Annotated in this window: 11 protein-coding genes; all 11 read left to right on the plus strand. The window is 66.9% G+C overall.

Annotated elements, in window-relative coordinates; genetic code table 11:
- Nucleotides 1-16 precede the first annotated feature (16 nt).
- Nucleotides 17-1195 (plus strand): phospho-N-acetylmuramoyl-pentapeptide-transferase, encoded by a 1179-nt coding sequence (gene mraY / locus HCU76_RS17830; protein ID WP_213952943.1) that lies wholly within the window; start codon nt 17-19, stop codon nt 1193-1195.
- 7 nt (nt 1196-1202) lie between these two features.
- Nucleotides 1203-3326 (plus strand): UDP-N-acetylmuramoyl-L-alanine--D-glutamate ligase, encoded by a 2124-nt coding sequence (murD, locus tag HCU76_RS17835; RefSeq protein ID WP_371319849.1) that lies wholly within the window; start codon nt 1203-1205, stop codon nt 3324-3326.
- Nucleotides 3323-4624: a putative lipid II flippase FtsW gene (gene ftsW, locus HCU76_RS17840; protein WP_218510187.1), complete on the plus strand. Its 1302-nt coding sequence runs from the start codon at nt 3323-3325 to the stop codon at nt 4622-4624. Before murD ends, ftsW begins: the two co-directional genes overlap by 4 nt.
- A complete protein-coding gene (gene murG / locus HCU76_RS17845; RefSeq protein WP_218510188.1) occupies nt 4621-5679 on the plus strand; it encodes an undecaprenyldiphospho-muramoylpentapeptide beta-N-acetylglucosaminyltransferase in 1059 nt (352 codons plus the stop codon). Before ftsW ends, murG begins: the two co-directional genes overlap by 4 nt.
- A complete protein-coding gene (gene murC / locus HCU76_RS17850; RefSeq protein ID WP_218510189.1) occupies nt 5676-7133 on the plus strand; it encodes a UDP-N-acetylmuramate--L-alanine ligase in 1458 nt (485 codons plus the stop codon). Before murG ends, murC begins: the two co-directional genes overlap by 4 nt.
- Before the next feature lie 8 nt (nt 7134-7141).
- Entirely contained in the window at nt 7142-8152 is a 1011-nt protein-coding gene (locus HCU76_RS17855; protein ID WP_345944606.1) for a D-alanine--D-alanine ligase, read from the plus strand.
- Between the two features lies 1 nt (nt 8153).
- Entirely contained in the window at nt 8154-8951 is a 798-nt protein-coding gene (locus HCU76_RS17860) for a cell division protein FtsQ/DivIB (RefSeq protein WP_213952947.1), read from the plus strand.
- A gap of 18 nt (nt 8952-8969) precedes the next feature.
- Entirely contained in the window at nt 8970-10199 is a 1230-nt protein-coding gene (ftsA, locus tag HCU76_RS17865) for a cell division protein FtsA (RefSeq protein ID WP_213952948.1), read from the plus strand.
- Nucleotides 10200-10391: 192 nt separating this feature from the next.
- Nucleotides 10392-11603 carry a cell division protein FtsZ gene (ftsZ, locus tag HCU76_RS17870; RefSeq protein ID WP_213952949.1) on the plus strand — a complete coding sequence of 404 codons (1212 nt, stop codon included), beginning with the start codon at nt 10392-10394 and terminating at the stop codon, nt 11601-11603.
- A 261-nt stretch (nt 11604-11864) separates the two neighbouring features.
- Complete coding sequence (gene lpxC / locus HCU76_RS17875) at nt 11865-12788, plus strand: UDP-3-O-acyl-N-acetylglucosamine deacetylase (RefSeq protein WP_213952950.1); 924 nt, start codon at nt 11865-11867, stop codon at nt 12786-12788.
- A gap of 19 nt (nt 12789-12807) precedes the next feature.
- A complete protein-coding gene (locus HCU76_RS17880) occupies nt 12808-12984 on the plus strand; it encodes a hypothetical protein (protein WP_213952951.1) in 177 nt (58 codons plus the stop codon).
- Nucleotides 12985-13079 lie beyond the last annotated feature (95 nt).

Below are 13079 nucleotides of genomic sequence, written 5' to 3' on the forward strand. Positions count from 1 at the left end.
CGCTCGGTTTCAACACATGCTGCTGAGCCTCGCCCAGTGGCTGCAAACGCTCACGCCCGAGTTCGGGTTCCTGCGCGTGTTCCAGTACCTCACCTTCCGTGCGCTGGGGGCATCGATGACGGCGCTCGTCGTGGGGCTGGCTGCTGGCCCCTTCGTGATCCGCCGGCTGGCCGCGCTGAAGATCGGCCAGCCGGTGCGCGGCTACGGCATGGAGACGCACCTGAGCAAGAGCGGCACGCCGACCATGGGCGGCGTGCTGGTGCTGTTCTCGATCGTGCTGGCGACGTTGCTCTGGTTCGACCTGTCGAATCGCTTCGTCTGGATCGTGCTGTTCGTGACGCTGGGTTTCGGTGCGATCGGCTGGGTCGACGACTGGCGCAAGGTGGTGCGCAAGGACCCGGAAGGCATGCGCTCGCGCGAGAAGTACATGTGGATGTCCGTGGTCGGCCTGCTGGCCGCGTTCTACCTGCTGTTCAGCATCTCGGAGAGTTCCAACTGGCGCGTGCTGCAGCTGTTCTATGCCTGGGTGCGCTCCGGATTCGACCTCAACTTTCCGCCGAAGACCAACCTGCTGGTGCCCTTCTTCAAGGAGATCAGCTATCCGCTCGGCGGCATCGGCTTCGTCATCCTCACCTACCTGGTCATCGTGGGCGCGAGCAATGCGGTCAACCTCACCGACGGGCTCGATGGGCTGGCGATCATGCCGGTGGTGATGGTGGGCTCGGCGCTGGGCGTTTTCGCGTACGTGACGGGCAGCGTGGTGTATTCGCGTTACCTGTTCTTCCCGCACATTCCTGGCTCGGGCGAGTTGCTGGTGTTCTGCTCGGCGATGGCGGGCGCGGGCCTCGCATTCCTCTGGTTCAACACGCATCCGGCGCAGGTGTTCATGGGCGACGTGGGCGCGCTCGCGCTGGGCGGCGCGCTCGGCACCATCGCCGTGATCGTGCGGCAGGAGATCGTGTTCTTCGTGATGGGCGGCATCTTCGTGGTGGAGGCGATCTCCGTGATGATGCAGGTCAGCTACTTCAAGTACACGAAGAAGCGATTCGGCGAGGGCCGGCGCATCCTGAAGATGGCGCCGCTGCACCACCACTTCGAGAAGAGCGGCTGGCGCGAGACGCAGGTGGTCGTGCGCTTCTGGATCATCACGATGCTGCTGTGCCTCGTGGGCCTGTCCACGCTGAAGCTGAGGTGAGGCGAGCGTGAAGCATCTCAAAGACCTGCCCGTCCTGATCCTCGGCCTTGGCGCCTCGGGGTTGGCGATGGCGCGCTGGTGCGTGCGCCACGGCGCGGTCGTGACCGTGGCGGATACGCGCGAGTCGCCGGCGCAGTTGGCCAAGCTGCAGGAAGAATTGCCCGGCGTGGCTTTCGTCGGCGGAGCCTTCACGGCGGCGCTGGTGGAAGGCAGCGCCATTCGTGCGGTGTATCGCTCGCCGGGGTTGTCGCCAGCGACCATTGCGCCGGTCGTGGATGCGGCGCGTGCGGTGGGACTGTCCGTCGTTGGAGAGCTGGACCTGTTCGCGCGGGCGCTGCTGGACCTGCGGACGGTGGATGTGCCGGTGGTTGTGGAACAGGCATCGACTACTGAAGCGGAAGTTCAGGCGGACCTGCCTTTTGATGCAGTGGAGCCCGTCGCTTCGGTCGCATCGCCCAGTGAAGCGACACAGGCGCCGCCTGCGGTCGAACCGCTGCCTGCTGATGAAGCGGTCGCCGTCGACACGCAGCCCGAACCGGCGGGCATGACGGACATCGAAGCGGAGCCCATCGCCCTGTCGGCCGACACCGGCCCGGAGCCGCTCCCTGAAGCGAAGACCGCCACCGCAACGGCGGTCGCAAGCCTTGAGTCGGTCGCCGACGCGGAACACGGCGAAGAAGCGCCGCAGGACGACACCAGGTCCGGCGTGCCTGCTGAGACCTCGACGGTGCCAACTGCACCCACGTATGGGGCGGCCGAAGGCACACCCGGGTCCAGCGAGCCTCCTGCGCCACCGATCACCGCGCCGACGCACCAGCCCGGCAAGCCCTACGTCCGCACCGCGGCAAAGGAAGCGGCCGAGTTCGTTGCACGCATCGCCGAACTCTCCGTCCCCGTCGCACTTGCCGTGCCCGAGGAAGAATCGCCGCGGCCCGTGCTCGCGGCAGAACCGTTGCCGGCCAAGGGCTACACGCCCTCGGTCCTCGCCATCACTGGCACCAACGGCAAGACCACCGTCACCTCGCTCACCGGCCAGTTGGTCGAACGCGCGGGCAAGACCGTCGCGGTCGCCGGCAACATCGGTCCGACGCTGCTGGACACCCTGAGTGCGCACATCGACACCGACACGCTGCCGGATGTCTGGGTGCTGGAGTTGTCCAGCTTCCAGCTCGACGGCGTGCAGGGCTTCGAGCCCACGGCCGCCACGGTGCTGAACCTGACGCAGGACCACCTCGACTGGCACGGCGACATGGCCGCCTATGGCGCGGCCAAGGCACGCATCTTCGGCAGCAAGGGCCTGCTGGTCCTGAACCGCGACGACGATGCCGTCATGCGCATGCTGCCCGCGCCGGTGCGCGTGAAGCTGCAACGCCCGCAACATCGCAGCTACATCAGCTTCGGCGCCGGCATGCCGCTGCGCCCGGGCGACTTCGGCATCGAGCGTGTGAACGGCATGGCCTGGCTGGTGCGCGCGTTGGAGGCTGACGAGACCCAGAAGCGCAAGCGCGGCGCCGTGCAGGAAGAAGAGATCTTCGTGCAGCGCCTGCTGCCGGCCAACGCCTTGCGCATTCGCGGCCAGCACAACGCGCTCAATGCGCTGGCCGCGCTGGCACTGGCAAGCGCCGCCGGCTGCCCGCTGGGCCCGATGCTCTACGGCTTGCGTGAATACAGCGGCGAGCCGCATCGCGTGGAACCGGTCCACATCGTCGACGAGGTCGAGTACTTCGACGACAGCAAGGGCACCAACGTCGGCGCCACCGTGGCGGCGCTCATCGGGCTGGGCGTCGACCGGCGCATCGTCCTCATCCTCGGCGGCGAGGGCAAGGGGCAGGACTTCTCGCCGCTGGCCGCGCCCGTGCGGCAATACGCGCGCGCCGTCGTGCTCATTGGCCGTGACGCGCCCATCATCGAGGAGGCACTGGCGGGCACGGGCGTCTCGCTGGTGCATGCCGGGTCGATGGAAGAAGCGGTGCGCGCGGCCGCGAAGCGGGCCCACCACGGCGATGCCGTGCTGCTGTCGCCGGCCTGCGCCAGCTTCGACATGTTCAAGGACTACGCGCACCGCGCGGCCGTGTTCTGCGAGGCCGTGGAAGAACTCGCGAATGCGCCTGCGGATGGAGACGGCGAATGAACCAGGCCGTGTCCAACACCCCGAACACCCCGCGCGAAGGCGGCCGCTTCAGCGGCTTGTTCCGCCGTGCCAAGTCGGGCATCGACGCGTTGCCGATGCACCTGCCGGTGCGCCTCGGCGGCACTGACATCTCGCAGACCAAGGCCACGCCGATGCGCGTGCTCGGCTTCGACCAGGCCCTGCTGTGGGTCACGCTGGCGCTGCTGATATGGGGGCTGGTGATGGTCTATTCGGCTTCCATCGCCCTGGGCGACAACCCGCGCTTCTCGCGCATGAACTACAGCCAGTATTACTTCGTGCTGCGGCATGCGTTGTTCCTCGGCGTCGCCTTCGTGGCCGCGCTGCTGGCCTTCCAGGTGCCGATGAAGACGTGGGAGCGCGCGGCGCCCTGGCTGTTCATCGCCTCCCTGCTGCTGCTGGTGGCCGTGTTGATTCCGCATGTGGGCCGCAGCGTCAATGGCGCGCGCCGCTGGATTCCACTGGGCTTCATGAGCTTCCAGCCTTCCGAGCTCGCCAAGCTGGCGATGGTGCTCTATGCGGCCAGCTACATGGTGCGCAAGATGGAGATCAAGGAGCGCTTCTTCCGCGCCGTGCTGCCGATGGGCGTGGCGGTGGTGGTGGTCGGCATGCTGCTGCTGGCCGAGCCGGACATGGGCGCCTTCATGGTGATCGCCGTGATCGCGATGGGCATCCTGTTCCTGGGTGGCGTGAATGCGCGCATGTTCTTCGTGATCGCCATGCTGGTGGTGGTGGCCTTCGGCATGATCGTGGCCTCTTCGCCGTGGCGCCGCGAGCGCATCTTCGCGTACCTCGATCCGTTCGGCGAGAACAACGCGCTCGGCAAGGGCTACCAGCTGTCGCACTCGCTCATCGCCATCGGGCGCGGCGAGGTGTTCGGCGTGGGCCTTGGCGGCAGCGTCGAGAAGCTGCACTGGCTGCCCGAGGCGCACACCGACTTCCTGATGGCCGTGATCGGCGAGGAGTTCGGCCTGGTCGGCGTGCTGCTGGCCATCGTGCTGTTCTTCTGGCTCACCCGCCGCATCATGCACATCGGCCGCCAGGCCATCGCGCTGGACCGCGTGTTCTCGGGGCTGGTCGCGCAAGGCATCGGTATCTGGATCGGCTTCCAGACCTTCATCAACATGGGCGTGAACCTGGGCGCATTGCCGACCAAGGGGCTGACGCTGCCGCTGATGAGCTTTGGCGGATCGGCCATCCTGTTGAACCTCATTGCGCTAGCGGTGGTGCTGCGCATCGACTACGAGAACCGCGTCCTCATGCGAGGTGGGCGCGTATGAAAACAGCGCTGGTCATGGCAGGCGGCACGGGCGGGCACATCTTCCCGGGCCTGGCCGTGGCCGAGGAGCTGCGCACCCGCGGCTGGCGCGTGCACTGGCTTGGCGCCCCCGGCAGCATGGAGCAGCAACTGGTGCCGCCGCGCGGATTCGCCTTCGAGCCGGTGCAGTTCGGCGGCGTGCGTGGCAAGGGGCCGATGACGCTGGTGATGCTGCCGCTCAAGCTGCTGCGTGCGTTCATGCAGAGCATCGCGGTCGTGCGCCGCGTGAAGCCCGACGTGGTCATCGGCCTTGGCGGCTACATCACCTTCCCCGGCGGCATGATGAGTGTGCTGCTCGGCAAGCCGCTGGTGTTGCATGAACAGAACTCGGTCGCGGGCATGGCCAACAAGGTGCTCGCGAGCGTGGCAGACCGCGTGTTCAGCGCGTTCCCCGATGTGCTGAAGAACGCGAAGTGGGTGGGCAATCCGTTGCGCGCCGCATTCCTGTCGCAACCGGGCCCGCAAGAACGCTTTGCCGGACGCAGCGGGCCGCTCAGCTTGCTCGTGGTCGGCGGCAGCCTCGGCGCGAAGGCGCTCAACGCGGTGGTGCCCAAGGCGCTCGCCTTGATCGCCCCCGCGCTGCGTCCCGTCGTCACCCACCAGGCCGGCAGCAAGCAGATCGACGAGTTGCGCGCCAACTACGCGGCGGCCGGCGTCGAAGGCAAGCTGACGCCCTTCATCGAGGACACCGCGAGCGCCTATGCGGAAGCCGACCTCATCGTCGCGCGCGCCGGCGCCAGCACCGTCACTGAAATCGCAGCCGTGGGCGCTGCCACGCTGTTTGTTCCTTTTCCCTCGGCGGTCGACGACCACCAGACCACCAACGCCCGCTTCCTCGTCGATGCGGGCGGCGGATGGCTGGTGCAGCAGACCGAACTGACGCCTGAATGGTTGGCTGATTTGCTACAGAAGACATCACGCGACGAACTGGTCGCACGGGCCCTCAAGTCGGCCACGATGAAGAAAACAGAAGCGGTCGACGAAGTCGTCCGCGCGTGTGAGGAGCTCGCCAGATGAAGCATGCGATTCACCACATCCACTTCGTCGGCATCGGCGGCGTCGGCATGAGCGGCATCGCCGAGGTGCTGCTCAACCTCGGCTACACGATCTCGGGCTCCGACCTGTCCGACAGCGCCACGCTGCGCCGGCTCGCGGGCCTCGGCATTCGCACCCATGTGGGCCACGACGCGGCCAACATCGCGGGGGCCGATGCGGTCGTCACCTCGACGGCCGTGCAGGGCGGCAGCAATCCGGAGGTGGTGGCGGCGCGTGCCAGGAAGATCCCGGTGGTGCCGCGCGCCATGATGCTGGCCGAGCTGATGCGCCTCAAGCAGGGCATCGCCATCGCCGGCACGCATGGCAAGACGACCACCACCAGCCTGGTGGCCAGCGTGCTCGCCGCCGCGGGTCTGGACCCGACCTTTGTCATCGGCGGCCGCCTCAACAGCGCGGGCGCCAATGCACAACTGGGCAGCGGCGACTACATCGTGGTCGAAGCCGATGAGTCGGACGCCTCGTTCCTGAACCTGCTGCCCGTCATGGCCGTGGTCACGAACATCGACGCCGACCACATGGAGACCTATGGCCACGACTTCGGCAAACTGAAGAAGGCCTTCGTCGACTTCCTGCATCGCATGCCGTTCTACGGCGTCGCGATCCTGTGCACCGACGATCCGGCGGTGCGCGACATCGTGCCGGAGGTGTCGTGCCCGGTCACGAGCTACGGCTTCAACGAAGGCGCGCAGGTGCGTGCCATCAACGTGCGCGCGGTGGGCGGGCAGATGCACTTCACGGTGCAGCGCCGCAACGGCGTCACCCTGCCCGATCTGGACATCGTGCTGAACCTGCCCGGCGAGCACAACGTGCTCAATGCGCTGTCGGTGATCGCGGTGGGCGTCGAGCTCAATGTCCCCGACGAAGCCGTGCAGCGCGGGCTGGCCGAATTCACCGGCGTGGGCCGCCGCTTCCAGCGCTACGGCGAAGTCGCTGTGCGGGGCAAGCAGGCTGAAGGTGGCTTCACGCTGATCGACGACTACGGCCATCACCCGGTCGAGATGGCGGCCACGATCGCCGCGGCGCGCGGCGCGTTCCCGGGCCGTCGGCTGGTGCTGGCCTTCCAGCCGCATCGCTTCACCCGCACGCGCGACTGCTTCGAGGATTTCGTCAAGGTCATCGGTACCGCTGACGCGGTGCTGCTCGGCGAGGTCTACGCGGCCGGCGAGCAGCCGATCGTGGCCGCCGATGGTCGTTCGCTGGCGCGCGCACTGCGCGTGGCCGGCAAGGTGGAGCCCGTTTTCGTGGATGACATCGGCGCGATGCCGCAGGCCATTCTCGACAACGCGCGCGATGGCGATGTGGTGATCTGCATGGGTGCAGGTTCGATTGGCGCCGTGCCGGCCCGGGTCGTGGAACTCGGCGGCGCGGCGTCGCAAAAAGCGGAGCGCTTCACGCGCGAGGGGCGGGCATTGTGAGCGTCGATGTGAAATCACTGGGCAAGGTGGCCGTGCTGTTCGGCGGCAGTTCTGCCGAGCGGGAAATCTCGCTGCTGTCGGGCAATGGCGTGCTGGAGGCGCTGCGCTCGCGCGGCGTCGATGCGCATGCCTTCGATCCGGCGCAGCGCGACCTGGCCGACCTGAGGCGCGAGGGCTTCGCACGCTGCTTCGTCGCGCTGCATGGCCGCCACGGCGAGGACGGCACCGTGCAAGGCGCGCTCGAACTGCTCGGCATTCCCTATACCGGCTCCGGCGTGCTGGCTTCGAGCCTGGCCATGGACAAGGTCATGACCAAGCGCCTGTGGCAGGCCGATGGCTTGCCCACGCCCAAGTACGTGCGCCTCGCGCACGACCAGCAAAGCCGCGAGCAGATCCGCGCCGTGCCGGACGTGCTGGGCCTGCCGCTCATCGTCAAGCCGCCGCGAGAAGGCTCGTCGATTGGCGTGACCAAGGTGCAGGGCTATTCAGAGATGCAGGACGCGGTCGCGCTGTCCGCGAAGTACGACGCCGATGTGCTCTGCGAGGAGTTCATCGAGGGCGAGGAAGTGACCTGCGCCGTGCTCGGCCAGGGGCTGCAGGCCGTGGCCCTGCCGGTGGTGCGCATCGCCGCGCCCGAAGGCGCCTACGACTACCAGAACAAGTACTTCACCGACGACGTGAAGTACCACTGCCCGAGCGGCCTGCCGGAAGCGGAAGAGCGCGCCATCCAGCACATCACGCTGGCCGCGTACCACACGCTCGGCTGCCGCGGATGGGGCCGCGCGGACCTGATGATCCGCGCCAGCGACCGCAAGCCCTTCCTGCTCGAGATGAACACCTCGCCCGGCATGACCAGCCACTCGCTGGTGCCTATGTCGGCGCGCGCGGCAGGCACCAGCTACGAGGACCTGTGCCTGCGCGTGCTGGCCTCGGCCGCGCTGGATTCGTCGGCCGGGCGCGACGCCAACGCTCCCTCGGCGGGCAGCGATGGCGCAACGGCGCGGAGCGCGGGGAACTGACATGGCCGACAGCATCGCCGTCCCCTTCGACGTCAGGCTCATGAACATCACCGCGAACCTGGTGTTCGTGGTGTGTGCGCTCGTGCTGCTGGCCGCCGGGGCCTGGTGGGTGCTGCGGCAACCGTTCTTCCCGTTGGCCGCGATCCGCGTGGACGGCCAGGTGACCCACAACAACGAGATCACCTTGCGGGCCAATGTCGCGCCGCAACTGTCAGGCAACTTCTTCACCGTCGACCTGGCCAAGGCGCGCGCGGCCTTCGAGTCGGTGCCATGGGTGCGCAAGGCCGTGGTGCGGCGCGAATTCCCGAACCGCCTGCGCGCCACGCTGACCGAGCAGGTGCCGGTGGCGCATTGGGGCGACGAATCCACGTCCAGGCTGGTCAACAACTTCGGCGAAGTCTTCGAAGCCAACGTGGCCGAGGTCGACGACGAACTGCCGCGGCTCGACGGCCCGGTCGACCAGGCCGGCCAGGTGCTCGGCATGTACCGCGTGCTCGTGCCGATCTTCCAGCCCTATGAATTGCAGATCGACGAACTGGAACTGTCCGGACGCGGCAGCTGGAAGGTGGTGCTCAGCACCGGCGCCATCATCGAACTCGGTCGCGGCCAGGCCGACCAGGTCGCGTTGCGCCTGCAGGTGTTCCTGAAATCCGTGACGGCAGTGGCCCAGCAATACGGCCGCAACCTGTCGTACGTTGAAGCTGCCGACCTGCGGCACCGCGATGCCTACGCACTGCGCATGCGCGGCGTCACCACGGTCGTCAACGATCCCAAGAAACCCGACCCCAAGAAGAAATAGAGAACCCAAGGACTTTTCATGCCCAAAGAATACAAAGACCTTGTCGTCGGACTCGATATCGGAACTGCCAAGGTAATGGTGGTCGTGGCCGAGGTGCTGCCCAATGGCGAACTGAAGCTGGCTGGCCTCGGCGTGGCGCCGAGCAATGGCCTGAAGCGCGGCGTGGTGGTGAACATCGACGCCACCGTGCAGAGCATCCAGCAGGCGCTCAAGGAGGCCGAGCTGATGGCCGACTGCAAGATCGGCCGCGTCTACACCGGCATCACCGGCAGCCACATCCGCGGCATCAATTCGAGCGGCATGGTGGCGGTGAAGGACAAGGAAGTCACCCCCGCCGATGTGGCCCGCGTAGTGGAGACGGCCCGCGCCATCAACATCTCCAGCGACCAGCGGCTGCTGCTGGTGGAGCCGCAGGAGTTCGTGATCGACGGCCAGGACGTGAAGGAGCCGATCGGCATGAGCGGCATGCGCCTGGAAGCCAAGGTGCACATCGTGACCGGCGCCCAGAGCGCGGCCGAGAACATCATCAAGTGCGTGCGCCGCTGCGGCCTGGAAGTGGACCAGCTGATGCTGAACCCGCTGGCCTCGGCGCAGGCGGTGCTGAGCGAGGACGAGCGCGAACTCGGCGTGTGCCTGGTCGACATCGGCGCTGGCACCACCGACGTGGCGATCTTCACCAACGGCGCGATCCGCCACACGGCCGTGATCCCGATTGCCGGGGACCTGATCACGAGCGACATCGCGATGGCCCTGCGCACGCCGACCAAGGACGCCGAGGACATCAAGGTCGAGCACGGCTATGCCAAGCAACTGTTGGCAGACCCGGACACGCAGGTCGAAGTGCCGGGCCTCGGCGACCGTGGGCCGCGCATGCTGAGCAAGCAGGCACTGGCCGGCGTGATCGAGCCGCGCATCGAGGAGATCTTCTCGCTGGTGCAGCAGGTGGTGCGCGAGTCGGGCTTCGAGGAAGTGCTGTCGTCAGGCGTGGTGCTGACCGGCGGCAGCGCCGTCATGCCCGGCATGGTGGAACTGGGCGAGGACATCTTCCTCAAGCCGGTGCGGCGCGGCATCCCGAAGTATTCGAGCGCGCTGTCCGACATGGTCGCGCAGCCCCGTGCCGCGACGGTGATGGGCTTGCTGGAAGAAGCGCGCTTTGCACGCATGCGCGGCTTCAAGGTCGCGCAGAAGAACGGGTCGGTCAAGACCGCGTTCGGCCGCTTCAAGGACTTCATCGTGGGGAACTTCTGATCATGCGCACCTGCACACTGAACCCGGCCAGGCCCCATGTTCCCCATGCCCGCGCGGGACCGCCGCGCCATTTCAACGAGCGATGGCGACGCACAGGCCCTCCGCCATAGAGCGACACCGGTGACTGCGCAAGACGACAAAAGAAATTCATTCATCACATAACGGCAACTGCAAAAAATGAAGGAGTCAGAAATGACCATCGAAATGATCGAAATGGAAGAGTTCAACCAGGGCACGCAAATCAAGGTGATCGGCGTGGGTGGGGGCGGCGGCAATGCAGTCGCGCACATGATCGAGCGCGGTGTGCAGGGTGTGCAGTTCGCCTGCGCGAATACCGATGCGCAGGCGCTGTCGCGCAGCAATGCGCCCAAGCTGATCCAGCTCGGCAACAACGGCCTTGGCGCGGGCGGCAAGCCGGACAAGGGCCGTGACGCGGCCGAGGCGGCGCTCGACGAGATCCGCGCGGCCATCGACGGCGCGCACATGCTGTTCATCACGGCCGGCATGGGCGGCGGCACCGGCACCGGCGCGGCGCCCGTGATCGCGCGCGTGGCAAAGGAGATGGGCATCCTGACCGTGGGCGTGGTCACCAAGCCCTTCGACTGGGAAGGCGGCAAGCGCATGAGCAATGCCGACAGCGGCCTGGCGGAGTTGGAAGCGAACGTCGATTCGCTGATCGTGATCCTGAACGAGAAGCTGCTGGAAGTGCTGGGCGACGACGTGACGCAGGCCGAAGCATTCGCGCATGCCAACGACGTGCTGAAGAACGCGGTCGGCGGCATCTCGGAGATCATCAACGAGTACGGCGGCGTGAACGTCGACTTCGAAGACGTGCGCACCGTGATGGGCGAGCCCGGGAAGGCCATGATGGGCACGGCCGCCGCCAGCGGCCCGGACCGCGCCCGCATCGCCGCCGAACAGGCCGTGGCCTGCCCGCTGCTCGAAGGCATCGACCTGTCGGGCGCCAAGGGCGTGCTGGTGCTGGTGACGGCATCGAAGGGCTCGCTGAAGCTGGCCGAATCGAAGCTTGCGATGAACACCATCCGTGCCTACGCCTCTGCCGATGCGCACGTGATCTACGGCGCTGCCTACGATGAGAACCTGGGTGACGAGATGCGCGTGACGGTGGTCGCCACCGGCCTGTCGCGCCAAGGGGTGAGCCGCAAGCCGGAACTCGAGGTGATCCGCCGCACCGGCACCGACAACGTCGGCTTCAGCTTGCCGACCCTCAACACGGGCGCGGTCGGGCATGGCGGCCACGGCAACACGAAGTACGACAACATGTCGGTGCCGAGCGTGTGGCGCACCAATCGCACGGCGGCGACCGCCAAGGTGGATGCGCTGTCGTCGGGTGGCATGGAAGACATCGAGATCCCCGCCTTCCTCCGCCGCCAAGCTGACTGATATGGCATTGAGCTACTGCGCGCCCCAATCTCGCACCTGCGCTGCTCGCCGTACAGGAGTACGGCTGCGCTGCTCGGCGCGAGCTTGGGGCGCTCGCTACGCTCACTGCCACATCAGTCGGGCCGGGGTGGCACATGACCTCGGGGCGCCTCGCTTCGCTCGCTTTCCTATCCGGCTGTACCGGGAGGGCGCATGTCGGCTATTGGGGCGATAGCCCGACGGGTGGTGCGCTCGGGGGCTGCGGCTCCTAAAATCACGGCCGTGCTGCAACAACGAACCCTCAAGGCCATCACGCGCGCGGTCGGCGTGGGGCTTCACAGCGGGCAACGCGTGGAACTCACGCTGCGCCCGGCGCCGGTGGATACCGGCATCGTCTTCCGGCGCGTGGACTTGCCTGAGCCGGTGGACATCGCGATGACGCCGGAGGCGGTGACCGACACACGGCTGGCGTCGACCATTTCCTCAGGTGGCGCCAAGGTGCAGACCATCGAGCACCTGATGTCGGCCTGCGCGGGGCTGGGCATCGACAACCTGCGCATCGACATCACGGCCGACGAGGTGCCGATCCTGGACGGCTCGGCTTCTTCTTTCGTGTTCCTGCTCCAAAGCGCGGGCATCGTGTTGCAGGCCGCGCCGCGCCGCTTCATCCGGGTGATCAGCCCGGTCGAGGTGCACGAGGGCAAGGACCATGACGCCAAGTGGGCGCGGCTCGACCCGTACCACGGCTACAAGCTCAGCTTCGAGATCGACTTCGACCATCGCGTGGTGAGTTCGACCGGACAGCGTTTCGAGTTCGACCTGGGCAGCGGCTCCTACAGCCGCGACATCGCGCGGGCGCGTACCTTCGGGTTCACCAAGGAAGTCGAGTACATGCGCAGCAAGGGGCTGGCGCTGGGCGGCGGGCTCGACAACGCCGTCGTCATGGATGACACCAAGGTGCTCAATGCCGGCGGATTGCGCTACGACGACGAGTTCGTCAAGCACAAGATCCTCGATGCGATGGGCGACCTCTACGTCGTTGGCCGCCCGCTGCTGGCCGCCTACAGCGCTTTCCGCTCCGGGCATGGACTCAACAACAAGCTGCTGCGCGCCTTGATGGAGCAACCCCAGGCCTGGGAAATCGTCACCTTCGACGACGAGAAGCGCGCGCCCGCCGGTTTCGCCGAGGTCGCGCGCGCCTGGTAGCCCGGCAAGCCAGCAGCCAATGCTTCTCTTTCGCTGGGCCATCCTGCTGTTGCTGCTGGTGGCCGGCGTGTCATTCGCCTTCTATGCCGGCACCGGCCAAGCCAGGTACCGGCGCTTCGGCTGGATCGTGCTCAAGTGGACGCTGCTGGCGGCGTTCGGCTTCTTTGCGGTGCTGATTGCGGAGCGCGGGTTCTGATCAATCCTTGCAGGTGATCGAAGGTTCTTCTTGATTGCGAGCTTGACCGTACGCGAAGGACGCGAAGGTTCCGCGAAGGACGCGAAAAGAACCCC

Origin of the sequence: Variovorax sp. dw_308 (assembly GCF_019207085.1) — a bacterium.
Lineage (GTDB): Bacteria > Pseudomonadota > Gammaproteobacteria > Burkholderiales > Burkholderiaceae_C > Variovorax.